This is a genomic window from Marinobacter sp. MIT930201 (assembly GCF_047122665.1).
GTDB lineage: Bacteria > Pseudomonadota > Gammaproteobacteria > Pseudomonadales > Oleiphilaceae > Marinobacter > Marinobacter salarius.
The window spans coordinates 3,100,884-3,127,278 of record NZ_CP138916.1 but is presented as its reverse complement, the minus strand read 5'-3'; the positions used below and the strand labels follow the sequence as shown (position 1 = coordinate 3,127,278).

The following is a 26,395-nucleotide window of genomic DNA, read 5'->3' as shown; positions in this document are numbered from 1 at the left end:
CAAACACCATGCGCATCCCCCGCATCTACACCGACTCACCCCTGAGTGAAGGCGCCACGGCCGGCCTGGACGACAATGCAGCGCAACACGTCGGCCGTGTGCTGCGCATGCAACCCGGCCAGGAGCTGCTGCTGTTCAATGGCGACGGCAACGACTACCCCGCCACCATCACCGAGGCCGGCAAGAAACACGTGTCGGTCGAGGTAGGAACGCCGTCCGCCAATGTCACCGAGTCCCATCTGGAGGTCGTACTCGGGCAAACCCTGTCGAAAGGCGACCGTATGGACTACGCCGTTCAGAAAGCCGTGGAAATGGGCGTTACCCGCATCGTACCGCTGACCACCGAACGCTGCGACGTCAAACTCAAAGGCGACCGTGAAGACAAACGCCTGCGCCACTGGCAATCCGTCGCTATCAGCGCCGCCGAACAATGCGGCCGAGCCCGGGTGCCCGAGATAGTACCGGTGATGACACTGTCGGAATGGTTTGAAAGCTCGGGTGACTGCGACTTGCGCCTGGTTCTACACCACCGCACCGAACAATCCCTGGACACCCTTGCCAAGCCCGCTCGCGTCGCGCTGATGATCGGCCCCGAAGGCGGCCTAAGCCCGGACGAAATCACCGCTGCCGAAACCGCCGGCTTCCTCCCCGTTGCCCTCGGCCCCCGCGTTTTACGCACCGAAACCGCCCCGGTTGCCGCCATGGCGCTGTGTCAGTGGTTGTGGGGTGATATCGGCGGTTGAGCCTACCGACTGTGCCGCCATCTCAATCTGGCGCGCAAGTCATTGACAGAGCCGGCCCCCGACAACATTATCCCTGTCGAGTGATAAGTCTGTTGAGGATAGCTCTGTAGTCGGGGCTGTATTACGGGGAGGCCTTTCCAAAACTGTGCGGAGCCATGGATGGCGGAGCCCAAGCGCCACAGGGATGTGCCGCAAGGAGCGTGTTTTGGAAAGGCCTCCCCGTAATGCAGCAAACTCCAGAACCCAAAAAGCGAACACCGGATGACAAGCCTGCTAAGCACCCCAGAATTCTGGCAATACCTCAGTATCCCCGTCATTGCCGCCCTGATCGGCTGGACCACGAACTGGCTGGCCATCAAAATGACTTTCTACCCGCTGGAATTCGTCGGCAAGCCCCCGTTACTGGGCTGGCAGGGCATCATCCCCTCAAAGGCCCGAAAAATGGCCGCCATCAGCGTCGACGCCACCATCTCCAAGATTGGCACCGTGCAGGAAATCTTCCAGCAAATCGACCCCAAGGTACTGGCAGCCCACATCCTCTACACCGTCGAACCCCGCACCGAAGAATACGTCGACGAACTGATGCTCAAGGAATATCCCACCTTCTGGGAAAACCTGCCCTCCTCAGCCAGGAACATGGTCTACGACCGGGTACGCAAGTCCACCCCGCAACTGGTGGACAACCTGGTGGGTGACGTTTCCGACAACATCGAAGACCTGCTCGACATCAAAAGCATGGTCATCGAACGCCTGGCCAAGGACAAACGGCTGCTGAACCGGATCTTCATCGAGTGCGGGGAAGTGGAATTCCGTTTCATCATCAACTCCGGGTTCTATTTCGGCTTCCTGTTCGGCCTGGTTCAGATGACCGTCTGGTATTTCTACCAAAGCTGGTGGGTACTGCCTTTCTTCGGCCTGATGGTGGGCTGGGCAACCAACTGGATCGCGCTGAACGTGATCTTCCGGCCCTTGCACGAAAAGAAAGTCGGCCCTTTCCGATTCCAGGGACTGTTCCTCAAACGCCAGCAGGAAGTCGCCGAATCCTTCTGCCACATCGTCACCCACGAAATACTCACGGTTGGCAACATCATCAACGCCATACTGGAGGGCCCAAAGGGCGACCGGGCCCGCAACATGGTCAAAAAACACATTAAACCCCTGGTGGACGAAACCGCCGGCATGGGTAAGGCCCTGACTCAGATGGCGTTTGGACCAACAGGCTTTGCGACCCTAAAGAACCAGGTCGGCAAAAAAGCCATCGAAATTTCGCAAACCTCCTTCAATAACCCGGTGTTCGAAACCGACCGGGCAAGGGCCGTGGAAAGCATCATGGTGGAGCGCATGATTGCCCTCTCATCTGAGGAATTTCAAGACCTTCTTCGACCCTGCTTCCAGGAGGACGAAATCAAACTGATCCTGGTGGGCGCCTTCCTGGGTTTCGCCGCCGGTATCTGCCAATTGGTGTTCGTCTTCGGAGGCTCTGTTTTCTGAGGCTCTAGTGCCAAAAAGCCTGCTGTTATACTGTGCATAGCCGCTAGCTCATTCTATACTCGCGGTGTACGGGTATGTATTTCCCGGCGACTATTCTTTTCCCGGAGGCATCGGATGCCAGGCTTTATTTCCTGGATTTCAGGACTTTTCTCGTCCGACAAACCAACAACCGCAACAGCACCTGAATCCCGCCTGCTCAACCCGGTTGTTTCAACAAACGACAGCCCGGACATAGACCCGGCCCTGATCGACAAATTGGAAGAACGTCTGTTTTGCTGGCTGCTTGACTCACCCCCTGCCACGCTGCGCTCAGAAACCGGGCAATGGGATGAAGTGCTGGAAAAACTGCGCTGGCGAATCGCCAATAGTGAACTGGACGAATTACCGCGCCAACCCATGACCCTGCCGATGCTGATGCGGGCACTCTCCGATGCCAATACAGGCCGTAACCAACTGACGGAGATCATCCTCAATGACCCCGCGTTGACCGACCAACTACTGCAAATTGCCAACAGCCCTTACTTCCGCACCGGCGACCAGTCCATCGACTCGGTGGACCAGGCGGTCTTTGTTCTGGGTATGGACGGTATTCGCAACGTTATTTCCGCCGCCATCATGCGGCCGATGATGGCGGCCAGGAACAGTCGGGAAGCACTCTTTGCACAACGGGTATGGCGCTGGGGGCTCACCTGTGCCCGTAGTGCGGAGTTGATTGCGAAGATTCAGGGCCAGGATAGCAGCGTCTATTTCATGGCAGGCCTACTGCCAGCACTCTCTTACATCACACTACGAAGGGAGTTGCAGCGCGTCTGCAGGACGGAATCCGGGCTGGCGGAACCGCCACCCTCGCTGATCCACATCGCCCTTTCCCGCTACCAGTGGGCCACGTCACAACTACTGGCCAATGAATGGGGGCTGCCGCCTAAATACCACGCCCAGCTTCTGGCGGCGGAGCGGCCGGCGCCGAGGCAGCAACACACCCCGCTGAACGACGGTATTATTATCGGCACCCGGGAGGTGTTACGCCATGCCCACCAGCGCAATATGCCGGAAGACGACGTATTGCGTATTACTAACATCTCGAGGGAGCAGTTTACGCGGGTACGCAAGGTGATCCTCGATACCCTGGAAGCGGGTGCAAAAACCCGCGCCTAGGTTTTTTCTCCGTAACCCCCTTCCTGCTTCAGCAGTTCGGCGAAGGACACCGATTCGTGCTCCGGAGGGCGTTCCATCAGATGGCTCGGCACGGCATAAGGTAAACGGTCAGCAACCCGATCCTCATCACGACGTATGGCTTCCAGCACGCTGCCAACGGTGATCCTCTCGAGGGACTGGCCCGGGGCCAGGCAATCGCCGTTGCGACCGGCCAATGTCAGCAGTCTGGCGCGGATCAGCTTGTCGCTGATACCACGGGTCACCTCCCCCGGCACCCTGAGTTGCTGCTCAACCGCTTCCTGCTGCGGTGCCGGCCGGCCCTCGCTGAAGGGTTTCGCCACCAGCCACATCAACGCCAGCCCGGTTTTTTCCAGAAGTTCCGGCGACAACCGCACCTGGCGGCGTTTGGCCACCGAGCCCGGGTTCTGGAGATAGAAGGCAATGCTGGACCCCAGCAGCAGAATCATCCAGTTGAGGTACACCCAGATCAACAGGATGATGCCGATTGCGAAACTGGAATAGATGGCAGCGTACTTGGCGGAACCGGCGACAAACGACGCAAACAGCATACCCGCCGCCTGCCAGGATATACCTGCCACCAGTCCACCGATGAACGCATAGCGAAGCTTCACCCGGGTGTTGGGAATGAACACGTATACGAAGGTGAACGCCCCGACCACCAGCATGAATGGGGTAAAGCGGGTGGCGAAGACAATCATGGAGCCGAGCGGTTCGATTTCCATCAGCGCCTGCACGAACGCCGACGAGAAAATGGTGGCACTGATACCGATGGCCGACACCATCAACAACGGCCCCACCATGATAACGCTGAGATAATTACTGAAGCGCTGGGCCATCGAGCGCATGTCCGGCACCCGCCAGATCATGTTGAAAGAACGCTCGATCTTCTGCACCAGTGACACCACGGTATAAACCAGCAGTGCCAGGCCGACCGAGCCGAGCACACCCACTTTCATGTTATCCACGAAGCCCAGAATCTGCTCGGCAATCTCGACGCCCTGGGGGCCCATGGGCCGAAAGAACTGGAACAGGAAGGGTTCCATACGCTGGTGTACGCCCAGCGCCTTGAGCACCGAAAAGCTCAAGGCCAGCAACGGCACAATACTCAGCAAGGTGGTATACACCAGGCTCATGGCATGAAGCGTCAGGTTGCCACTAACGACGTCCCGCACCAGCGCATAGGCGGTACGCCCGGTTTTATAAAGCCAGGTCCATGGCCAGTGTTGCGGTGGATTGGGATTGGCGAGAATCCAGGTTTCCGCAGACTGAAGCCGATCTTTGAATTGAAATGAAGCCACACAACGTCCTGTTTGCCAGTGTTTTGTACAGATTATCAGTCAGATACCAAATCACAACAAAGTATGGCGTATTGTGTGGCTTTTACTAGCGGTTTCGGCTCAGTATCGGAACTGGCTGATATTTCCTCTCAGCACTTCGCTCAGTGACGCGAGGGAATCGGTCATGCTTCCGGTATCGCGGGCATTGTCTGAAATGTCTTCAATCTGGCGCTTGAGGTTGATCAGGTTTTCGTCGATTTTGCTGACAGCCTCGCTCTGCTCAGCCGCAGCCTGGGCGACCTGTTGGTTGAGCAAACGCATCTCGCCCGCCTTCTCATCGATCAGCCCCAGGCTCTCGCTGCATTGCCGGATGCGCTGGACGGTTGTACGGCTCTCCTCCCGCCCCGCCTCCACCGCTTCAACGGCATCACGGGATTGTGCCTGCAACGATGACACGAGATCGTCTATCTGCCCGGTCGAGTTCGCCGTCTGGCTGGCCAGACCCCGCACTTCGTCGGCCACAATGGCAAACCCCCGGCCCATTTCACCGGCCCTGGCCGCTTCAATGGCAGCGTTCAATGCCAGCAGGTTGGTTTTCTCCGAAATGCCCCGGATTACATCCACGACCTGGCCGATAGACTGGCTTTGGCTGGCCAGCCCGGCGATGGTTTCGGCCACGGCTTCCACTCGTGTTTCCAGCCTAGCCATGGCGGCAACGGCTTCATCCGCCGATTGACCGCCACTGTGCGTCAATCCACCAACCTCATCGGCAAGGCATGCCGCGTGGTTGGCACTCTTCCGGACTTCTTCCGCAGTGACAGTAACTTCGTTTGCAGCTGTCGCCACCAGACTGGTTTCCTGTTGCTGGCGTCCAACCTGGTCGGCAAGACTCTGACTGCTTTCCCGTCCCTGAGCCGCCATATCCCCCAATTCATTGGTGGAGGCAGCGACATGACCGATCAGACCGCCAAATCGCGCCAGCATCTGATCAAAGGCGCGGGTGATCACGCTTAATTCATCGTTCTTGCGGTACTCGAGGCTGCCCCGCAGGTCATTGTCGGCCTGTATTTCGCCAATACGCTGCCCCAACCTGCGCACCGGACGAAGCAGTGAACGCAGGAACAGCGTGCCCAGCAACAATGCCGAGATAACGAGCGCGCCAGCCATTATCAGGCTGACCGATCCAGCCCGATCAATTTCGTGTCGAATAGCACCGCCACTTATGGCGACCTGATCACTGGCACGTCTGACTGTCTCTCCGGCTTCCAACACGCCCCCGGTGAGTACGGCCTCCCGTTGCTGGTAGCCGCTGCGGATATCGTTGAGGCTAGCCGTGAGACTAACGGCCTGTTCCCGGGCGACCTCCGCCATCGAACGCCCCATCAGCATCATGGACTTTTCAAAGAACTCGAACATTTTTTCGCCGAGCGTGCGGTACTGCTCCACGGTTTCTGTCATTTCCGCGATCTCCGCCTGCAGGCTGCTATCGGCCGCCACCATGGCAGCCAGTTCGTCCACCAACTGTTCGGAGGCGGCTTGAGCCTTGTCCAGGGACTCCATGTCCGCATTTAGAGCGGCGTGAAAATACCAATACTGCATCGCACCCATATGTTGCTGGGCGACCGTAACGCGTTCGGACAGCTTGCCCAACGCCCTTTGCTGGTCAATGAGTTCGGACTGCTCATCAATGGCAACCATTTGGCCGGCGATGCCGCGTGCCTGCTGATCAACACTGTCACCAATGCCGGCTATGCGCTGGTAAACCAGGGCCGATGACGCAACGGACAGGCCAATCAACAGGGTAAACAACAGGATCACCCGGGAACGGATGGTCAATTCTAATCGGGGGAATGCCATAGCGAGCTCACTCAGTTCGTAACGTAATGCCGGCGTGTCCAGCCCCGCATGTCATCCAGCCTTTCAAGCCGACCTGCAGCCTCCTTGAGCGTGGACGCTATGGGGTAATCATCGGCCAGCATGCCGTCAAAGCGGATGGTCATCAGATCCCAGAAGCGTTTCATCTCAGGAATGTTGGGCATGATTTCCCCACGACTGGCGGAGCGGAAGGTATGGTCAATAAACGGGTCTTCGCTGAGGGTTTTCACCACTTCCAGATGGGCCACGGCGCCAAGGGGCTTGTCGTCATTCACGGCGTGCAGGCCGGATTCGGTCAGCAGATAGTCCTCCATGAACTGACGGGCCAGTTCATGGTTGGTGGATACCGCGCTGATCCCCGCGGCCAGCACGCCCACAAAGGGTTTTCCAGGTTCACCGCTGACAGTGGGCACGTCGGCTATGCCCACGTTTATACCGGCGTCCCGTATCTCACTCCAGGCCCAGGGACCGTTAATGATCATCGCAGTCTGACCGGCCTTGAAGCCGTCCATCATGGTGCCGTAATCCGCATCTGCCGACAGCACACCGGAATCCAGCAAGTCTTTTATGCCTGCCACGGCACCGACAGCGCCATCTGTGTCCACACCAACATCGGAGAGGTCGTAAACCTGGTTTTCCAGGCCGAAACTGTACCCACCGGATCCGGCGAACACTGGCCAGGAAAAATACACATTCTTGTAGTCCCAGGAGATGGCCTCAATACCCTGTGCGCTCAGTCGTTGATGCTCAGCTTTCACGCCTTTCAGAGTGGCGGGCGGTGTTGAGACCAAATCCTTGTTGTAGAGCAGACTGACCACTTCCATGGCGATTGGGTAGCCATACACCCGATCGCCCACGGAAACCGCCTGCCAGGCAAAGGGTGCAATAGCCTCACGCACCTGCTCGGACGGCTCGATGGGGCGCAGGTGGCCCTCATTGATCCAGCTTCCAAAACGATCATGGGGCCAGATCACGATATCGGGCGCCTTGGAGGAATAGCCATAATGGTCGTACTCGGAGGTGAGATCGTCCGGCGTCTCCACGGTCACAGGAATGCCGGTTTCGGCTTCGAAGCGTCGGCCAACCTCAGCCAGCCCTTCATACCCCTTGTCGGAGTTGATCCAGATAAGCAATTCACCGCGTTCAAAGGAGAATGCCGGTGCAGAAAAGAAAACACAGGAAAGCATAAGAGCCAGGAGAGGTCTGATCATAGGTATCGCCCTGTTGTTATTGTTTGAGCGTTGGTGAAACGCATGCCCCTATCGGGGGCATTTCACAGGGAGTTTAGGCGGGGAAGAACCGCAGCCGCGTCATACGGCTGCGAACTTTTCAGGGGGGAGTGAGGGGGCGTACCCGGGAAAACCGTCAGAAAATCAGACCAGCGAAGACAGATTACGCGCCGTAATATCGACGATCCGTTGCCGCGCTTCCCGACTCGCCCAGGCCGAATGTGGCGTCACAATCAGGTTGGGAATATCATCCGCCAGCAACGCATTGCCATTTCGGGGCGGCTCCTCCGTCAGCACATCAAAGCCGGCACCGCCAATAGTCCCCGCCCGCAGGGCATCCGCAAGCGCCTGCTCGTCCACCAGGCCGCCACGGCTGGTATTGATCAGCAGCGCCTCCTTTTTCATCATCTTCAGTTCGCGGGCGCCTATCATATTCCGGGTGTCGTCCGTCAGCAGGCAGTGAAGCGACAGCACATCCACTTTGGGCAGCAGCTCATCCAGGGGAATCCGGGGGTAACCATCCACCTCACCAGTTGCCTGTCCGGGCCTTGCGCCAAGCACAATATTCATCCCAAACGCCTTTGCGCGCTCCACAACGCCCTGCCCAAGGTCGCCATAGCCAACAACCCCCAGCGTGCGCCCTTCCAGTTCCATGATGGGATGATCCATCAGGCAGAACATCGAGCTTTGCCCCCAGCGCCCGGCCCGCACGTCCTTGTCGTAATCCACCAAGCGCGTGGCCAGCGCGAGAATCAACGCCATGGTGTGCTGCGCCACGGTGGAGCGGCCATAGTTGGTCACGTTCATCACCGTTACGCTGTGGTCTTTCGCCGCGTCCTTATCAATGTTGTTCAGCCCCGTCGCCACCACCGCAACCGTCTTTAGCTCCGGGCAGGCCTCGAAGTGCTCCCGCGACAGCACAACCTTATTCACCAATACCGTGTCGAACCCCCGTATGCGCTCCTGCACCTGCTCGGGGGACGTTCGCGGATGTTTGACCATTTCCCCGGTCACTGCCTCAATCGGCGAGAGGTCCACATCGTTACCCAGTGTGTCTGCATCCAGAAATACGGCTTTCATTCGTCGTTCCTTATTCATGAAGTTTTTGGCCGACCAACAGAGCCCCAGATTAAGTTAGACTGAGCGAAACCTCCAATTGGCGAAAAGGGGAACACTCATGGAACATCAGTTCTGGCACGAACGCTGGGCCAAGAAAGAAATCGGCTTCCACGAAGGCACCGTCAATCAGTACCTCCATGACCACTGGCCAGAGCTCGCCGGCAATGGCACCGGTACCGTGCTCGTTCCCCTGTGCGGAAAGGCCCATGACATGTGGTGGCTCCATGACCGCGGCCACGCTGTCATCGGCGTGGAATTGAGTGACGTTGCCTGCAAGGACTTCTTCGAAGAGGGCCAGGAGAAAGCGAAGGTTCACCCGGGTGAACCCTTCACCAAATTTGCCCACGACGATCTCCAGCTTTGGTGCGGCGACTTTTTCCAGTTGGTGCCGGAGGACCTGAAGCACGTCCGGCTGGTGTACGATCGTGCTGCCCTGATCGCCCTGCCACCCCACATGCGCCAGGATTATGTCGACCACCTGACCGCCGTGATTCCGGATGGCACCCGCATACTTCTGATCACCCTGGACTACGACACCGACATCAAGGGCCCGCCGTTCAATGTCAGTGACGAAGAAGTACTGAAACTATACTCCGCTGATTACGAGATCGAACATATACTCACCAATACGCTGGCAAAAGATCACCCTTTTACCAAGCGTAAAGGGCTTGCTGGCGCGACGGAGAGTGTGTTCCGTCTCAGCAAGCGCTGATACACAATTTAATGAACCTTAACGCTTTTACGCCTGTCCAAGTCCCGAAGCTTGAACTAAGCTCACAGTAACAAGACCGACATAAACGCGTCAGCGTAAATCGGTCTGTTACTCCCTTTACTTCCACCCATAACCATAACGACCGCCTGGAGCGGCGGACCCAACAGCAACGGGGATATTGTGTGAACTAAAAGCTGTCTTTTCATGGCAAGAGAGCAAGCGAGGGGCCATCTATGAGCATAATGCAGCATTTCAAAGACCGGTATGAAGCAACTCAAGAAGAAGAATACACTCTTGAGGAATACCTGGAGATCTGCAAAAAGGACCCGGCGGCATACGCCACTGCCGCAGAGAGGATGTTACTGGCCATTGGCGAGCCGGAACATATCGACACATCCCGTGACTCCCGGCTGTCACGTATCTTTTCCAACAAGGTGATCAAGCGTTACCCGGAATTCTCCGAGTTCTATGGCATGGAAGAAGCCGTGGAAAACATTGTCTCCTTCTTCCGCCACGCTGCCCAGGGCCTGGAAGAGAAGAAACAGATCCTCTACCTGCTCGGCCCCGTCGGTGGCGGCAAGTCCTCGCTCGCTGAAAAACTCAAGTCACTGATGCAGAAAGTGCCCTTTTATGCGATCAAAGGGTCACCCGTTAACGAGTCGCCACTAGGCCTGTTCGATCCAGCCGAGGATGCCAGCATTCTGGAAGAGGAATACGGCATCCCGCCCCGCTACCTCAAGTCCATCATGTCGCCCTGGGCGGTAAAACGCCTGCACGAGTATGGCGGCGACATCAGTCAGTTCCGTGTGGTCAAGATGTACCCGTCGGTACTGGACCAGGTGGGTGTATCCAAGACCGAGCCGGGTGATGACAATAACCAGGACATCTCCGCCCTCGTAGGCAAGGTGAATATCCGCATGCTGGAAGACTTCTCCCAGGATGACCCGGACGCCTACAGCTTCAGCGGCGGCCTGTGCAAGGCCAACCAGGGCCTGATGGAATTCGTGGAAATGTTCAAGGCGCCCATCAAGGTGCTGCATCCGTTGCTCACCGCCACCCAGGAAGGCAACTACAACACCACCGAAGGCATGGGCTCCGTGCCGTTCGACGGTATTATCCTGGCCCACTCCAACGAGTCCGAGTGGCAGACCTTCCGTAACAACAAGCACAATGAGGCCTTCCTTGACCGGGTATACATCGTCAAGGTGCCCTACTGCCTGCGGGTGACGGAAGAGATTGATATCTATCGCAAATTGCTGCGCGACAGTTCCCTCTCCGGCGCCCCCTGCGCACCGGACACCCTGGATATGCTGGCGCAGTTCTCCATCCTGTCGCGGCTCAAAGAGCCGGAAAACTCCAGTATCTTTTCCAAGATGCGGGTTTACGATGGCCAGAACATCAAGGACACCGACCCGAAAGCTAAATCGATTCAGGAATACCGGGATACAGCCGGCGTAAACGAGGGTATGGACGGACTGTCCACCCGTTTCGCATTCAAGATTCTGTCCAAGGTCTTCAACTTCGACACCACGGAAATAGCCGCAAACCCGGTTCATCTGCTCTATGTGCTGGAAAAACAGATCGAGCAGGAACAATTCCAGGCCGAGACCCACGACCGCTACCTGCGGTTTATCAAGGAGTTCCTGGCGCCTCACTACGTTGAGTTTATTGGCAAGGAAATCCAGACGGCTTACCTCGAAAGCTACAGCGAATACGGCCAGAACCTGTTCGATCGCTACGTCACCTATGCCGACTTCTGGATTCAGGATCAGGAATACCGTGATCCGGAAACCGGAGAAATTCTCGACCGCTCGTCCATTAACGACGAACTGGAGAAAATCGAGAAACCGGCCGGCATCAGTAACCCGAAAGACTTCCGTAACGAGGTGGTCAATTTCGTGTTGCGGGCACGGGCGAACAACCAGGGTCGCAACCCGTCCTGGCTCAGCTACGAAAAACTGCGCAGCGTGATCGAGAAGAAAATGTTCTCCAATACCGAGGACCTGCTGCCGGTTATTTCCTTCAATCCGAAGGCCAGCCAGGAGGATCAGAACAAGCACAAGCAGTTCGTCGAACGTATGGTCGATCGAGGCTACACGGAGAAACAGGTCCGTCTCCTTGCGGAATGGTACCTGCGGGTTCGTAAGTCTCAATAAGTCAGCCTTCATACGCTGAACTGGAGTGAAACTATGGGTATGACTCACGTAGTCGACCGGCGACTGAACGGCAAGAACAAGAGCGCGGTAAACCGGGAACGTTTCCTGCGCCGTTACCGCCATCATATCAAGAAGGCCGTGGCGGACGCGGTTCATCGGCGCTCCATTACGGATATTGAGCGTGGCGAGAATGTCAGTATTCCGTCCAGGGATACTGACGAACCGATTTTCCACCATGGCCAGGGCGGCAAACGGGAGATGGTGCATCCGGGCAACAAGGAGTTCGTCACCGGTGACACTGTGCCCAAACCTCCGGGAGGTGGCGGCGGAGGCCAGGGACAAGGCCAGGCCAGCCCGGATGGCGAAGGCATGGATGAGTTCGCCTTCCAGATCACCCAGGAAGAGTTCCTCGACTTTCTGTTTGATGATCTGGAGCTTCCCAATCTCGCCCGTAAAAAACTGAAAGACACCGAGGCGTTCAAATACGTTCGCTCCGGTTTTTCAACCCAGGGCATCCCCGCCAAGCTGGACGTGGTTCGCTCATTGCGGGGCGCCCATGCCCGACGCCTTGGCCTCGGTGGCGCGCGCCGCAAGAAAATCCGCCGAATGGAGGAAGAGCTGGCCGCACTGAGAAGTGCACCGGAGGATCTGGACCCGGCGTTCAGCCACGAGGACCAGATCAAAGCCCTGGAGGATGAAATTGCCGATCTCAAGGCCAATGTCCGGCGCATTCCGTTCATTGACGAGATTGACCTGCGTTACCGCCAGCACATCAAGAAGCCACAACCGGCCACCAGCGCCGTGATGTTTTGCCTGATGGATGTGTCCGGGTCGATGACCCAGATGCACAAGGACATCGCCAAACGCTTCTTTATTCTGCTGTATCTGTTCCTGAAGAAGAACTACAAGAAGATCGAAGTGGTCTTCATCCGCCACCACACCAGCGCCAAGGAAGTGGACGAGGAAGAGTTCTTCTACTCCCGGGAAACCGGCGGCACGATCGTATCCAGTGCTCTGAAACTGATGCACAAGATCATCGAGTCCCGCTACTCCCCTGCGGAGTGGAACATCTATGCCGCCCAGGCTTCGGACGGTGACAACTGGAACGATGACTCTCCCATCTGCAGCAAGTTGCTGGCCGACAGCATCCTGCCTTTGGTGCAGTACTACGCCTATGTGGAGATCACGCCCCAGGATCACCAGATGCTGTGGTACGAATACGAGAAGATTCAGGAGCGGTTCCCGCAGAGCTTCGCGCTGCAGCAGATTGCCGATCCTGGTGAAATTTATCCGGTCTTCCGCCAGCTGTTCGAGAGGAAAGCCGCATGACTGACACCATCGACAGACCCAACGAGCCGAAAACCCGGGAACCCATATCCACCAGTTCCGAGTGGACCTTCCCGCTGATCGAGAAATACGACAAGGAAATCGCCAAATGCGCGGCAGAGTTCGGCCTCGACACCTACCCCAACCAGGTGGAGGTGATCAGCGCCGAACAGATGATGGACGCCTACAGCTCCGTCGGCATGCCCGTGGGCTACCACCACTGGTCCTTCGGCAAGCAGTTCCTGTCTACCTCAAAAGGGTATCAGCGGGGGCAGATGGGCCTTGCCTACGAGATCGTGATCAACTCCGATCCCTGCATTGCCTACCTGATGGAGGAAAACACCCTGCCCATGCAGGCGTTGGTGATTGCTCATGCGTCCTATGGCCACAACTCTTTCTTCAAAGGGAATTATCTGTTCCGCACCTGGACGGATGCCAGCGCAATCATCGATTATCTGGTGTTTGCCCGTCACTACGTATCGGAATGTGAGGAACGCTACGGGCTGGATGCCGTGGAGGAAATCCTGGACTCCTGCCATGCCCTGATGAACTACGGGGTCGACCGCTACAAGCGCCCGGCGCCGATCTCTGCGGCAGAGGAGGCACGCCGGCAAAAAGAACGGGAAGAGTACCAGCAACGCAGGCTGAATGACCTGTGGCGTACCATTCCGAAGATGGGCGAGGACGACGACCCCGTCAAGCGCAAGCAGCGCTATCCGGAAGAACCGCAAGAGAACATTCTCTACTTCATCGAAAAGAATGCACCGCTGCTGGAAACCTGGCAGCGGGAAATCATCCGTATCGTTCGCAAACTGGGCCAATACTTCTACCCACAACGCCAGACCCAGGTCATGAACGAGGGCTGGGCCACCTTCTGGCACTACACCCTGCTACACAGAATGTACGACAAGGGCTTGGTGAACGACGGTTTCATGATGGAGTTCCTGCAAAGTCATACGGCCGTGGTTTACCAACCGCCTTTTGACAGCCCCTGGTATTCGGGCATCAACCCCTACACCCTGGGTTTTTCGATGTTTACCGATCTGCGTCGGATCTGTGAGAATCCCACCGACGAGGACCGCGAGTGGTTTCCGGACTTTGCCGGTTCTGACTGGTTGGAAACCCTGCACTTCGCCATGAAGAATTTCAAGGACGAAAGCTTTATCCAGCAGTTCCTGTCTCCAAAGGTGATGAGAGATTTGAAATTCTTTGCCATTCAGAACGATGACGAAGAGGACGTCTATCGGATCACCGCCATTCACGATGACCCGGGCTACCGTAACCTGCGCGAAAAGCTGGCACGGCAATACAACCTGAGCTACCGAGAACCGAATATTCAGGTATGGAACGTGGATGTCAGGGGGGATCGTTCACTCACCCTGCGGCATATTCCCGTCGACCGGGTTCCACTTGGCGACGACACTGACGAGGTTCTTCGCCACGTGCATCGTTTGTGGGGCTTTGATGTCCACCTGGAAAGCGTCGAAAACGGCGTGGTCATGGAAGAATGCCACTGCCCGCAACGGGAGCTGGATGACGCGGATTAGTCGCGGCCATTGATCATCAGAATGCCCACTCCAGCCCGGCATAAAAGGTTCTGCCGGGCGCAGGCTCATAGTAGCCCCGGTCTTCTATGGGCCTGTCCACGTTGGCATTAATGCGGATATTGCTGAAGTAGTCCTCATCCAGAAGATTGCGGATACCGCCGTAGACGCTGAATTTTTGACTGCCCACGCGAACGCTGTCACCGGCCCGAATCCCCAGCAGCCAGTAATCGCTGACCCTGGTTTGGTTGCTGTTCTCAGCGTACAGGTCACCCACGTACTGCCACTCCAGGGCAGCAAACCGTTGCCCGTCACCACGCCACTCCACTTCCGTAACCCATTGCTCCTGCGGTAACCCCGGCAGGCGATTGCCATCGGCGTCATTGCCCTGCTCGTCGGTAAAGTCCTTAAGCGTGTAGTCCGCGAGGGTCACGGCACTGGTTACCCGCCAGGTATAGGAGATATCCCACTTCAGGCCGAGCTCTACCCCATTCCGTTCCGTGCGGCCGGCGTTTTCGTAAAAGGTACGGTTATTGATCTCATAGGGCAGGATTTCGTCGTCCACCCGGATGGAGAACAGTGCCAGGTCATAACGGACCCCCTGCCCCAGGCTGCCGCGTATACCGACTTCCCGGTTAAGCGCCTGCTGGGGCTCAATGTCTGGATTGAAGCCACCGCTGCCGTCGGGATTGGCAAACTCCGTGAAGGTGGGTGCTTCAAAGGCCGTGCCCACCGTGGCGTAGAACTGCTGGCGTGGCGCCAACCGATAGCTGACTCCTGCAAAACCACTGAATTCCCGATAGGTGCGGCTGCCGGAATCGTCTCCGTCACTGATCCTGTGGTCATCCACCGACAGCCGCAGGCGATCAAACCGGGTGCCCAGAGACACGTTCAGGCGCTCCGTCAATGCCAGGTCACCCTGGGCAAACACCGCGGCGGTAGTGCCGTTCTGGGTTTCGTCCTGGGTTTGTCCGGTGACATCACCGTTAAACGACACCGAATAGCGCCGGCGTTCATCAACCTGGCGATGAAGGTCAACGCCCACCACCCAGGTCAGCGGAAGGCCCGCTACCTCGCTGCCCTGCTGGTAATCCGTACTGACGCCGTAGAACTGCCGGTCGTAGGCAATTCGGCTGGGGCCGGGAAACGGCAGTTGCTGGGCAAAATCACGGTGCGTAAAAAAGGTACTAACGGCCAGGTCCCCAGTACCCATCTCGGCGGTTTCATACAGCAACCCAAGCGTCTGCTGGTCAACGTCCTGGCCGGCGTCGAGCCGTTCGGCATTGGCCGTCGCCTGGCGGCGATCCTGTTCCACTTGGCTCGCTGTCAGGCCGGCGGGGTCTTCTGCTTTTGGCGTGTGCAAGGCATTGAAGGTGGCCGTTAAACGCTGCCCGGCTCCCCAACCATGAGACACCCGCCCATTGAAAAGGCCTTTCTCAACCTGGCTCTGATCGCGGTAACCGTTGTAGTTAAGCCAGGACGCAGTTGCGATGCCACTCGTCGCCCCCTCACTTCCGTTGGCCTGGAACGTGGTTTTGTAATAGTCGTTGCTTCCCACATCCTGACTTAGGCGCGCGCCCGGCGGCATTTCGTCTCCACGGGCCGTGGTAATGTCGATCACCCCACCGGAGGCGTTACCGTACTGAACCGACGACGGCCCGCGAATCACTTCAATGCGCTGTGCCGAGTCCAGGTCCACCGCATCAATCTGAGACTGCCCATCGGGCAACGTGTAGGGGATGCCATCCACCTGTATACGAATGCCGCGAATGCCGAATGGCGCCCGGGCACCAAAACCACGGGTGGACAGCCGCAGATTCTGGGCGAAGTTGTAGCGGTTCTGGAAGAACAGGCCAGGGACAGTATCCAGGGACTCGTCCAGTTGCAGCCTCTGCTGGCCCTCCTGGATGTCCGGGGCATTGGTCACGGACACCGCAGCGGGGGTCTCGTAGAGGTCTCTCTCAAGGCGGGGCGACGTCACCTTGATGACATTGTCTTGCGACTCCACGCTTTGCTGCGCATTGGCGGTGCCCCATGTTCCAGCGAATATCAGCGCCGAAAAGACCACGATCAACATTCTGATAATGACCACTTTACCTCCTGCTGCCGGGTTAAATACCGAGTAAATCCACCAACCAGGGCACAATCAATGCCGTCGCAAACGCCGACAGCGCCATCGCCAGCCCCGAAAAAGCGCCCATCTGGGAACTGACCTGAAATGCCCGTGCTGTGCCAATGCCATGGGCCGCCACACCCATGGCGATGCCTTTCACACTGTCGTCGGTGATACGCATCCATTCAAACAGTTTGGTACCGAGCACCGCACCGACAATACCAGTGGCCACCACCAGAACGGCGGTCAGGGACGGAATGCCGCCGATGGTTTCGGAGATCCCCATGGCAACCGGCGCCGTGGCGGATTTGGGCGCCAGGGACACCTGAATCTCAGTGGAGCCGCCAAGAAGCCAGGCAAGCCCAATGGAGCTGCCCGCTGCAATCACAACACCACACACCAGGGAAATGGATACCGGCAACCAGAGTTGGCGCAGCCGGGAAAACTGCTGGTAAAGGGGAACCGCCAGCGCCACCGTGGCAGGCCCCAACAGGAAGTGAACGAACTGCCCGCCTTCGAAGTACTCCTCGTAGGAGGTACCAGTGAGCATCAACAGGGCAATCAGCATCGCCACTGAGGTAACCACCGGATTGGCCAGGGGGCTGGAGTTGGACTTGAGATAGAGCCGATAGGCAAGGCCATAGGCCACCAGCGTAATGGTCAGGCCAAGCAACGGCGACGTTGAAAGATAAACCCAGATATCACGAATGACCGGCTCATTCATCCCGCTGCCCTCCCGCATTTTCGGGTCGGGCAAACCATCGCGAGGTTACCTGCATAATGCCGGCGGTGGCGACCATGGTGATAATAGTGGAGAGAAACAGGGCCAGCGTGATCGGCAGCCACTCATCCGCAATCCGGCTAAAATGACTCATCATGCCAACACCCGCCGGCACGAACAGTAGCGACAGATGGCTGAGCAATGCGCTGGAAGCGTTCTCAAGTGGCTCTGGCGTGGCGCCCCGAATCATCAGCGTCAGGAACAACATCACCATACCCAGCACGGGCCCTGGAATCGGCAGAGAGAGAAGACGAACAGTGACTTCCCCTACCAACTGATACACCAGCAGCAGGGTTATTCCGTTGAGAAAATTCATGGTGGCAGCTCCCGACAGAAAAAACGGCCCAAGTCAGGAGCATAGCCACTAAGCGGCCCCTTGCCTACCCGGCCTTGGTCTCTGTGCGCGGCGGGGTGGTGGTCGTGATGGTAGTCGCGGGAATCACTTTCCGGCCATAGGCCGCCAGCAGGAAACCGATCGGGAACATCAGCACGCCGTATACCGCCGCGGGAATCGACATGGTGCTGGACTCCAGCAGCGTCAGCGTTACCAACAGGGCAATGGTGCTGTTTTTGATGCCCAGCTCCACGGCAACTGCAATGGATTCGCGCTGGGTCAGGCCCACGACGCGGCCCGCCAGGAGCCCCAGGAATATACCGGCAATGTTCAACAGGAGGGTTGCCGGGCCGGCCTGTCGCAGCAGGTCCCAGATCTGGTCGCGCACGCCCCAGATCAGACCGACAACCAGCAACGCCAGAACCACACCCCCGAACACGCTGACTGCGCTTTCAGCACGGCGTGAGAGCTCTGGTGCCCGGGTACGGAAGATCATCCCAATCGCCACAGGAAACAGGACAATCCCCACCAGCATGCCTACCGTTCTTCCCACCGGCAGCGTGATGGACTCCTCCGTGCCGGCATAGAGTTGAAGCGCATAGTTGGTGAACAACGGCAGAGTCACGATGGTTATAAGACTGGCCGTGACCGTCAACACGATCGACAGGGCAATGTTCCCCCGGGACAGCAACACGAACAGGTTGGAGGTAGTGCCGCCCGGACAGGCCGCAATGATCACCAGCCCCACGGCAATGGCCGATGACAGGTCGAGCATGGAGGCAATGGCAAAGGCCACCATGGGCATGAGCAGTATCTGGGCAACGGTACCCACCACCATCCCTTTTGGATACACAGCCACTTGGCGGAAGTCCCTGACCGTCAGGGTCATACCTATACCGATCATGATAATAAACAGGGCAATCGGCAGCCCCGCAGAGATCAGTGGACTCGATTCCACAAAGCCTCCAAGGATTGTTGTTGTGATTAGATTAGCCAGCTAGTGAAAATAGCATAAGCCACCGAAAAAGAGTGAATGTGGATTCGCAACAACATGTAATTGCAGGAAGGACAGGAATGGGATTGCGCGCAAAAACCTGAACCTTTCAACCTGCTTGTTCGTGTGATTGTCCCGGTTGTTGCGTATACTTTCGAACAACAACTATACGAATCCAAACGCATCAGATTCAGTGCAGTTTGGCAGCTTCATAAAGCAAGAGGACGATCAATGAAACGCCTGGGCACACTGGACGCTTCCTGGTTGGCGGTGGAATCGGAAGACACCCCGATGCACGTCGGCAACCTGCAGATTTTTTCACTACCGGAAGATGCTCCGGAGACGTTTCTAAGAGACATGCTCGCCCGCATGAAAGCCGATGCCGATGTAGCGCCGCCCTGGTGCTACAAGCTCGCCTTTTCGGGGTTCCTGGGCCGCCTGGTCGCCCCGTCCTGGAAGATCGACAAGAAGCTGGATCTCGACTACCACGTTCGACACTCGGCGTTGCCGCGCCCCGGCAGTGAACGGGAACTTGGCATCCTGGTATCCAGGCTGCATTCCAACCCGCTGGATTTTTCCCGCCCGCTGTGGGAATGCCACATTATCGAGGGCCTGGAGAACAACCGTTTTGCCCTCTACACCAAGATGCATCACTCCATGATTGATGGCATAAGCGGTGTTCGACTGATGCAGCGAGTGCTCAGCAAGGACCCCGGTGAGATTAATATGCTGCCGCCATGGTCGGTACGCCCGGAGCGGACACGGGGCAGCAAGACAGATTCCGAAGCCAGCATTTCAGCCGCCCTGTCCCAGGCCATGGAAGCCCTGAGGATTCAGGCCGACATGGCGCCGAGGCTCTGGAATGCGATGAACCGCCTGATCCAGTCCGCACGGCACCCGGAAGAGGGGCTGACCGCGCCCTTTGCCGGCCCGGTTTCCGCCCTCAATCACCGGGTCACCGGTCAGCGGCGGTTTGCCACTCAGCACTACCAGCTCGAACGGATCAAACAGGTCGCCCAGGCATCCAACGGCTCCCTGAACGACATTGTGCTCTACCTCTGTGGCACTGCCCTGCGCCGCTTTCTTGTTGAACAGGATGGTTTGCCGGATACGCCACTCACCGCCGGAATTCCGGTGAATATCCGCCCCTCCGATGATCAGGGCACGGGCACCCAGATCAGCTTCATGATTGCCTCACTGGCGACCGACGAAGCCGATCCCCTCGAGCGGCTGAAGAACATCAAACACTCTACCCGCAGGGCCAAACAGCACCTTCAGAAACTGCCGCGTAAAGCCCTGACCCAATACACCATGCTACTGATGTCGCCCTACATCCTGCAGTTGATGTCAGGCCTGGGCGGGCGAATGCGCCCGGTGTTCAACGTGACCATCTCCAACGTGCCAGGGCCAGGGGAAACCCTTTACTATGAAGGAGCACGACTGGAGGCGATGTACCCGGTTTCGCTTATTGCCCACGGCGGTGCGCTCAACATTACTTGCCTGAGCTACGCCGGCTCGCTCAACTTCGGTTTCACGGGCTGCCGCGATACGTTGCCCAGTATGCAGAAGCTGGCGGTCTACACCGGTGAGGCTTTGGATGAACTGGAAAGCCTGGTTTCGCCACCACCAAATCAGACCAAATCCAACGCTCGAAAGGCGCCTCGCAAAAAGACTGCGGAAAAGAGCTAACAGGGCTCCGGTGCCCGTGGAGAGAGTTACTCAATGGTCTCCAGGTGTCGCTGCAATGCGGTCGGATCCGGTAATACGATCCGGCCGTAAGCCAGCTCCAGCAGCCCTGAACGCTCAAAGTCTTTAATCCACTTATGCACGCCCTGGCGGGTCATGCCCATCATATTGGCAATGTGCTCGCGGGTGATCCAGATCGTGACCGGGTCAGTGCCGACGTCGCCATTGCCCTGGATTTCCGCCAGAAACAACAGTCGTCGCCCTATCCTGGCGGCAACACCTCGTAGTGCATCATCCTCAATAATGGACATAGCGGCCCATAGCCGCCGGCTGACCATATCAAGAATAACCGGGTAGCTTTCCGGGTATGTCGCCATGAGTTCGCGAAATGCCTCGCCCGGTATTTCTATCAGCGTTACGGCCTCGTGGGCAGTAGCGCCGTATACCCGTCGCATCCCGGGAGAAAACACCGAATCTCCGAACCAGGTACCCGCGCTGAACATGATCAGGGTGGCTTCCCGACCTGCAGGGTTCACAGAACTGATGCGAACCACCCCGCTGGCAATGATGTTGAGGGTCGATATTGCCGAACCTTTACTGTAGATGAGTTCGTTAGCCTCAAAACGGCGAATCCGTGCGATACCTTCCAGGTCATCAATCGCCGACTCTGAAAAGCCGGAGAATAAAGGGCAGCGGGCAAGGACAGTCTTGATATTCTTCATGGGAAAGAATTGTAAACGATTTGACAGTCTTCGCCGATCACTCGCACCTACACTCAATGAATGGCTAAACACTCACCACAACAAGAACACCCGATTTGAGAGGCCGCACCATGTCCGAACAACTTTCAATTCCGTCAAAAAGAGATCAGGTCAGCAAGGAGGAATGGCAGCTCCGAGTCGATCTCGCCGCGGCCTATCGTCTGGTCGCCCTATACGGCTGGGACGATCTGGTATTCACCCATATCTCCGCACGGATACCCGGTGACGAGCACCACTTCCTTATTAATCCATACGGTATGATGTTCGAGGAAATTACAGCCTCCAGCCTGGTGCGAGTGGATCAGGACGCCAACAAGATCAACCCCGACGACTTCGATATCAATCCCGCGGGTTTTACCATCCATAGCGCCATCCACCAGGTCAGGGACGATGCCGCCTGCGTCATGCATTTGCACACCACCGACGGTATTGCTGTATCCGCCCAACAGGAGGGCCTGCTGCCGCTATCCCAGCAGAGCCTGTTTGCACTGGCGAGCCTGTCGTATCACGACTATGAAGGTGTGGCGCTAAGGGAAGACGAGAAGGCCCGCCTGCAAAAGGATCTCGGTAATACCAATTTCATGATTCTTCGCAACCACGGCCTGCTGACCACCGGCTCCAGTATTCCCGATGCCTTCCTGGCCATGTACATACTGCAAACGTCCTGTCAGATTCAGATCAGGGCACTGTCGGGCGATCGCCCACTGACGCCAATTCCTGCCGGCATTGTGGATACCATCCGGCAACAGGCGGATCAGGTGACCAAAGGCCTGGGCGGCAAGCTGGCCTGGCCGGGCCTGCTACGCAAGCTCGACCGCATTGATGCCAGTTTCCGGGAATAAGGGGGAGAACAGTATGAACCAACCGACAAAGAACCAGGCCACGTTTACTCATATGAAAGACGGCAAGGCCGAAGACTGGCAGGTCATCGCGTCGTCTTTCGGGGAATTCGCCAAAGGCCTGCCAGATCGAATTCTATCGCACCTCAAAATGCTGGAGGGCGACTTTGGTGGTTTTCCGGTTGACCGGCTGACGCACTGCCTGCAAACGGCTACCCTGGCACACCGGGACGGGAAGGACGACGAGTATGTGGTTTGCGCTCTGCTACACGACATCGGTGACACCCTGGGCACCTACAACCATGCGGATGTCGCCGCAGTGCTACTGGAACCGTTCGTCAGCGACGCTAATTACTGGATGGTAAAACACCACGCCATCTTTCAGGGCTACTTTTTCTTTCACTATCTCGGTATGAACCGGGATATGAGAGACCAGTACCGGGACCATCCACACTTCGAACGCACCATCGAGTTTGTTCACAAGTATGACTCACCCGCGTTCGACCCTGATGCGGAAACGCTACCGCTTTCCTACTTCGAGCCCATGGTGCAACGGGTGTTCGCTCAGCCTGTGCGATCCCTCTACAAGGAGGCCGAAAGCGTCATGTGACCCGGAACACAACGTGGGCTCAGGACTGACTCTTCCAGTTGGCTGCGCCCACAAATATCAGCTGTAGAAAGCGTGCGGTTCGCTGCCGCACCTGTTCTTCCTGATAGTCGTCGTCGGGAGAAATCCCCAGGATGTCCGTCAGGCTGAAGGCCACACTGCGCACCACCAGGTCGCAGGTCATATCCAGGTCGGCATCGCTCAGGTGATCCGCCACTTTCAGACGCCGAAGATCATTGGCCAGTTCGCTGGCAAAATAACGCATTTCGCTGCGGATGCCTTCCTGTACCGCCCGGCTCTCCCCCGCCAGCCCCTGGGCCATAAACATGAAAAAGCTGCGATTATTGCGGGCATGGGAGATAAAAATACCGACTGATTCGTCGATCAGTTTGTCCGCCTGCAATACGTTCGCCCGCGCCTCGCGCATCATCCGTCGAAGCACCAGCCCCAATTCGTCCACCAACTGCAGCCCAAGGTCATCCATGTTGCGGAAGTGCCGGTAAAAAGACGTCGGCACCACGCCTGCCTGTCGGGTGACTTCGCGGATGCCCAGGCTGGCAAAATGCCGCCCCTTTCCCACCAGGGCCAATGCCGCGTTCATCAGTTTCTCGCGGGTTTCACCCGGCTTACGTCGTTGTTTTTCTGCCATCGCCTGGAACTAGCTCATCGGTTGATCACAAGCCAACAAGTGTACACAGGCCCACACTAAAAATAACCCGAACTTGTCATTACAGGACAATGTTAGTGGCTTGATTGCCGCCTAACACCTCGGTGTGTACAGTCGTACACATTAGTGAACACTTGTACACATCAGTACAAAGGAGAGCAATCATGATATCTGTACTGGAAAAGTCACCGACCCTGCACTGGCTGGGCAGGCAGCTTTTTAACCGGGACGACCCGGCTGCCTTTTTTGATCCCCTGCTGGAGCGCATCAACCCGATGTGGGTACGGCAATACACGCCGGCCAGGGTGAAGGCCATCTACAACGAAACCGCCGACACCAAAACCTTTGTCCTGGCGCCGGCCGGCCGCTGGAAAGGCTTTGCCGCCGGCCAGCACGTCAATATTGGCATCAATGTCGACGGCGTGCGTCGCAACCGAACCTTCAGCCTCTCCAGTTCGCCCATTCAATGGCGCGCAGACGGCACCGTCACCCTGACCATCAAACGGCTTCCCGGTGGCCTGGTGACCAACTGGATGCACGACCACCTGGAGCCAGGCGCTGTCATCGGGCTGGGCGAGGCGTTCGGCGACTTCCAGATTCCCGATCCGCAGGAGCCAGCCCTGTACATCGCCGGTGGCAGCGGCATCACCCCGGTGCTGAGCCAGCTGGAAACCATGGCGGCATCAGACTATCGGGCACCGGTGACCCTGCTGTATTTCGTGCGCACCCAGGCCGATGTGATTGCTGCTGAAAAGCTGCACGCGCTGGCCAGTCGCTGGCCGGCCTTCACCCTGAAGGTGTTTGCCACCAGCGACACCCACCCGCCCCAGTTCCTCAGCGAGCAACACCTGGATGAGGTTCCCGGCATTGCGGCCCGGCGGTGCTATCTCTGCGGGCCGAAAGGGCTCATGGATCTGGCCAACGATCTCCTGTATCGGCGGGGGATTGGCGAAGACCGCATTCACAGCACCTTCTTCTCCGCACCGTCCGCAAATCTCGACACCGAGTCCCTCGGAGGAGCGGTGCATTTCCAACGCAGCAACCTGGATGTCTCGTCCGAAGGCGATGCGGTGCTGCTGGACATTGCCGAGGCCGCGAAACTCTCGCCACGCTACGGCTGCCGCATGGGCATCTGTCACCAGTGCAGTTGCCGCAAGACCAGCGGCACTGTGATCAACCGCCTGACCGGGAAAGCCTCCGGCCCGGGCGAGGAAACCATTCAGCTTTGTGTGTCTGTTCCGAGCGGGCCGGTGTCTGTTGAACTCTGACCGGCCGCACCACAACGCCTGAACCCATTATTGGCAGACATGGTTCGACCATTCTGCAAGGAGTCACCATGAAAACGATGAACGAAACACAACTGAAAGAGCTTGAAAACGACCTGGACACCATTCGTGATCAGGTGATCTCCGATCTTGGCGAACGGGATGCACGTTACATCCGCAGGATCGTTCGGCTTCACCGATCCCTGGAAATCGGTGGCCGGGTGCTGATGCCCTTCGGGTTTATCCCACCCGTGTTCCTGGCCGCCACCACGGCGCTGGGTATCTCCAAGATTATCGAAAACATGGAGATCGGCCACAACGTCATGCACGGCCAGTACGACTGGATGAACGACCCGTCGCTCCACTCGCAGACCTATGAATGGGATACGGTGTGCACTGGCGATTCCTGGCGCCGCACCCACAACTACGAGCACCACACCTACACCAATATTATTGGCAAGGACCGGGACTATGGCTATGCGCTGCTGCGCCTGAGCGACGACGACAAATGGAAGCCGGCCCATAGCTTGCAGCTCATCAACTATATCCTGCTGAGCGTGTTCTTCCAGTGGGGCGTGGGGCTGCATGAGCTGGAGTCTGAACGAATCCGCCGCCGGGAAATCTCGGTACGGGAAAAGATTCCGTTCCTGAAGGACTTCTTCCGCAAGGGCGGCCGTCAGGCCTTCAAGGACTATGTGTTCTTCCCGCTGATCACCTTTCCGGTGGCTCCGGTGGTACTGGCAGGCAACATTGGCGCCAACCTGATCCGTAACCTGTGGTCGTCCACGGTCATTTTCTGTGGCCACTTTACCCAGGATGCGGAGACGTTCACCGAACAAGAGTGCGAAGGAGAAAGCAAGGGGCACTGGTACCTGCGCCAACTGACAGGCTCCAGCAACTTTACCGGCAGTAAGTGGGTGCACCTGCTGAGCGGCCATCTGAGCTATCAGATTGAACACCATGTGTTCCCGGACTTGCCGGCCCACCGCTACCCCGAAATGTCGGAGAAAGTTCAAGCGGTGTGTAAAAAGCACGGCATTCCCTACAACACTGGCACCTTCGCCAAACAGTATTCAACCGTGCTGAAACGCATTTTCGGCTATTCACTGCCGGACCGGATGCGCAACCGGCTGCTACCGGAATTCAGCAACCGGGCCTTGAGTTAAGCGATCTGCAAAAGTCGTAGCAACTGAGGGCGATGCTGGTCGTGAATAATATCGGCCAGCGTGTATCGGTCCAGCACTTCCAGGAATGCCGTCAAGGCCTCGCCAAACATTGATTTCAACCCACAGACCGGCGTGATGCGGCAGGCATTCCTGGAGGAAAAGCACTCCACAACACTGAGATCCTGTTCGGTTTCCCTGACCAGGATGCCAACATTAATGTCCTCCGGCGCCATTTGCAGGCGCATCCCTCCTTTCTTGCCACGGACGGTTTCGATGTAGCCCTTCTTGTTGAGTTGATGAACGACTTTCATCAGGTGATTCTTGGAGATCTCATAGCTGTCGGCGATCTGTTGAATGGTCGCCAGCTCTTCACCCTGGACCGCCAGGTAAACCAGAACACGCAGGGAGTAATCGGTGTAACGGGTGATGTGCATTCATCAACTCCAATAAGTCATCGATATCAGGTTCACACCGAAAGTGGCTAAACCGATACTTGTATACGCAGGATTCATGAAACCGGTTCTTATGCCCGAA

General features: G+C 57.4%; 23 protein-coding genes. 12 read left to right on the top strand and 11 right to left on the bottom strand.

Annotated features, from left to right (window positions below; translation table 11 throughout):
- Positions 1 to 8 precede the first annotated feature (8 nt).
- From SIC19_RS14260 to SIC19_RS14250, 3 genes are all read left to right on the top strand, one after another.
- Complete coding sequence (locus SIC19_RS14260; RefSeq protein ID WP_127401834.1) at positions 9 to 743, top strand: 16S rRNA (uracil(1498)-N(3))-methyltransferase; 735 nt, start codon at positions 9 to 11, stop codon at positions 741 to 743.
- A 261-nt stretch (positions 744 to 1,004) separates the two neighbouring features.
- A complete protein-coding gene (locus SIC19_RS14255; RefSeq protein WP_127401835.1) occupies positions 1,005 to 2,234 on the top strand; it encodes a DUF445 domain-containing protein in 1,230 nt (409 codons plus the stop codon).
- A gap of 114 nt (positions 2,235 to 2,348) precedes the next feature.
- The gene (locus tag SIC19_RS14250; protein ID WP_036208938.1) at positions 2,349 to 3,389 is read left to right on the top strand and encodes an HDOD domain-containing protein; all 1,041 of its coding nucleotides are present in this window, start codon (positions 2,349 to 2,351) and stop codon (positions 3,387 to 3,389) included.
- Here SIC19_RS14250 and SIC19_RS14245 read toward each other — a convergent pair.
- From SIC19_RS14245 to SIC19_RS14230, 4 genes are all read right to left on the bottom strand, one after another.
- Positions 3,386 to 4,708: a YihY/virulence factor BrkB family protein gene (locus SIC19_RS14245; protein ID WP_041334063.1), complete on the bottom strand. Its 1,323-nt coding sequence runs from the start codon at positions 4,706 to 4,708 to the stop codon at positions 3,386 to 3,388. The genes SIC19_RS14250 and SIC19_RS14245 overlap by 4 nt on opposite strands.
- 99 nt (positions 4,709 to 4,807) lie before the next feature.
- Positions 4,808 to 6,544, bottom strand: coding sequence for a methyl-accepting chemotaxis protein (locus SIC19_RS14240; protein ID WP_036208933.1), 1,737 nt, complete (start codon positions 6,542 to 6,544; stop codon positions 4,808 to 4,810).
- An 11-nt stretch (positions 6,545 to 6,555) separates the two neighbouring features.
- Positions 6,556 to 7,773, bottom strand: coding sequence for a maltose/maltodextrin ABC transporter substrate-binding protein MalE (gene malE, locus SIC19_RS14235; protein ID WP_036208930.1), 1,218 nt, complete (start codon positions 7,771 to 7,773; stop codon positions 6,556 to 6,558).
- A 162-nt stretch (positions 7,774 to 7,935) separates the two neighbouring features.
- Entirely contained in the window at positions 7,936 to 8,871 is a 936-nt protein-coding gene (locus SIC19_RS14230; protein ID WP_036208928.1) for a D-2-hydroxyacid dehydrogenase, read from the bottom strand.
- 97 nt (positions 8,872 to 8,968) lie between these two features.
- Here SIC19_RS14230 and tmpT point away from each other — a divergent pair, with 97 nt between their 5' ends.
- The 4 genes from tmpT to SIC19_RS14210 all read left to right on the top strand — a co-directional run bounded on the left by tmpT (position 8,969) and on the right by SIC19_RS14210 (position 14,651).
- Positions 8,969 to 9,622 carry a thiopurine S-methyltransferase gene (gene tmpT, locus SIC19_RS14225; RefSeq protein WP_036208925.1) on the top strand — a complete coding sequence of 218 codons (654 nt, stop codon included), beginning with the start codon at positions 8,969 to 8,971 and terminating at the stop codon, positions 9,620 to 9,622.
- Between the two features lie 233 nt (positions 9,623 to 9,855).
- Complete coding sequence (locus SIC19_RS14220; protein WP_127401836.1) at positions 9,856 to 11,778, top strand: PrkA family serine protein kinase; 1,923 nt, start codon at positions 9,856 to 9,858, stop codon at positions 11,776 to 11,778.
- A 39-nt stretch (positions 11,779 to 11,817) separates the two neighbouring features.
- Positions 11,818 to 13,107 carry a YeaH/YhbH family protein gene (locus SIC19_RS14215; protein ID WP_208855183.1) on the top strand — a complete coding sequence of 430 codons (1,290 nt, stop codon included), beginning with the start codon at positions 11,818 to 11,820 and terminating at the stop codon, positions 13,105 to 13,107.
- Complete coding sequence (locus SIC19_RS14210; protein WP_127401837.1) at positions 13,104 to 14,651, top strand: SpoVR family protein; 1,548 nt, start codon at positions 13,104 to 13,106, stop codon at positions 14,649 to 14,651. The genes SIC19_RS14215 and SIC19_RS14210 overlap by 4 nt, the downstream gene beginning before the upstream one ends.
- 16 nt (positions 14,652 to 14,667) lie before the next feature.
- On the opposite strand, the gene SIC19_RS14205 is transcribed toward SIC19_RS14210, so the two are convergent.
- From SIC19_RS14205 to SIC19_RS14190, 4 genes are all read right to left on the bottom strand, one after another.
- Positions 14,668 to 16,740 carry a TonB-dependent receptor family protein gene (locus SIC19_RS14205; RefSeq protein ID WP_228712262.1) on the bottom strand — a complete coding sequence of 691 codons (2,073 nt, stop codon included), beginning with the start codon at positions 16,738 to 16,740 and terminating at the stop codon, positions 14,668 to 14,670.
- A gap of 19 nt (positions 16,741 to 16,759) precedes the next feature.
- Positions 16,760 to 17,485 (bottom strand): LrgB family protein, encoded by a 726-nt coding sequence (locus SIC19_RS14200; RefSeq protein WP_036208912.1) that lies wholly within the window; start codon positions 17,483 to 17,485, stop codon positions 16,760 to 16,762.
- A complete protein-coding gene (locus SIC19_RS14195; protein WP_075194425.1) occupies positions 17,478 to 17,858 on the bottom strand; it encodes a CidA/LrgA family protein in 381 nt (126 codons plus the stop codon). Before SIC19_RS14195 ends, SIC19_RS14200 begins: the two co-directional genes overlap by 8 nt.
- Before the next feature lie 64 nt (positions 17,859 to 17,922).
- Positions 17,923 to 18,834, bottom strand: coding sequence for a bile acid:sodium symporter family protein (locus tag SIC19_RS14190; protein ID WP_127401838.1), 912 nt, complete (start codon positions 18,832 to 18,834; stop codon positions 17,923 to 17,925).
- 267 nt (positions 18,835 to 19,101) lie between these two features.
- Here SIC19_RS14190 and SIC19_RS14185 point away from each other — a divergent pair, with 267 nt between their 5' ends.
- Positions 19,102 to 20,559 (top strand): WS/DGAT/MGAT family O-acyltransferase, encoded by a 1,458-nt coding sequence (locus SIC19_RS14185; protein WP_127401839.1) that lies wholly within the window; start codon positions 19,102 to 19,104, stop codon positions 20,557 to 20,559.
- Positions 20,560 to 20,585: 26 nt separating this feature from the next.
- Here the strand turns inward: SIC19_RS14185 and SIC19_RS14180 are convergent, their stop codons facing one another.
- The gene (locus SIC19_RS14180; protein WP_075194420.1) at positions 20,586 to 21,278 is read right to left on the bottom strand and encodes a Crp/Fnr family transcriptional regulator; all 693 of its coding nucleotides are present in this window, start codon (positions 21,276 to 21,278) and stop codon (positions 20,586 to 20,588) included.
- Positions 21,279 to 21,388: 110 nt separating this feature from the next.
- Between SIC19_RS14180 and SIC19_RS14175 the strand changes: the two genes are divergently transcribed.
- Together SIC19_RS14175 and SIC19_RS14170 are read left to right on the top strand one after the other, a co-directional pair.
- On the top strand, positions 21,389 to 22,159 hold the full coding sequence (locus SIC19_RS14175; protein WP_007153342.1) for a class II aldolase/adducin family protein: 771 nt from the start codon (positions 21,389 to 21,391) through the stop codon (positions 22,157 to 22,159).
- A gap of 13 nt (positions 22,160 to 22,172) precedes the next feature.
- Entirely contained in the window at positions 22,173 to 22,766 is a 594-nt protein-coding gene (locus tag SIC19_RS14170) for an HD domain-containing protein (RefSeq protein ID WP_127401840.1), read from the top strand.
- Between the two features lie 19 nt (positions 22,767 to 22,785).
- Here SIC19_RS14170 and SIC19_RS14165 read toward each other — a convergent pair whose 3' ends face one another.
- Positions 22,786 to 23,412 (bottom strand): TetR family transcriptional regulator, encoded by a 627-nt coding sequence (locus tag SIC19_RS14165; protein ID WP_036208900.1) that lies wholly within the window; start codon positions 23,410 to 23,412, stop codon positions 22,786 to 22,788.
- 182 nt (positions 23,413 to 23,594) lie between these two features.
- On the opposite strand from SIC19_RS14165, the gene SIC19_RS14160 reads away from it, so the two are divergent.
- Positions 23,595 to 24,698 (top strand): ferredoxin reductase, encoded by a 1,104-nt coding sequence (locus SIC19_RS14160; protein WP_127401841.1) that lies wholly within the window; start codon positions 23,595 to 23,597, stop codon positions 24,696 to 24,698.
- A 68-nt stretch (positions 24,699 to 24,766) separates the two neighbouring features.
- Positions 24,767 to 25,861, top strand: coding sequence for a fatty acid desaturase family protein (locus SIC19_RS14155; RefSeq protein ID WP_127401842.1), 1,095 nt, complete (start codon positions 24,767 to 24,769; stop codon positions 25,859 to 25,861).
- On the opposite strand, the gene SIC19_RS14150 is transcribed toward SIC19_RS14155, so the two are convergent.
- Positions 25,858 to 26,295, bottom strand: coding sequence for an RrF2 family transcriptional regulator (locus SIC19_RS14150; RefSeq protein ID WP_127401843.1), 438 nt, complete (start codon positions 26,293 to 26,295; stop codon positions 25,858 to 25,860). The two genes, SIC19_RS14155 and SIC19_RS14150, sit on opposite strands and share 4 nt — an antisense overlap.
- Between the last annotated feature and the right edge of the window lie 100 nt (positions 26,296 to 26,395).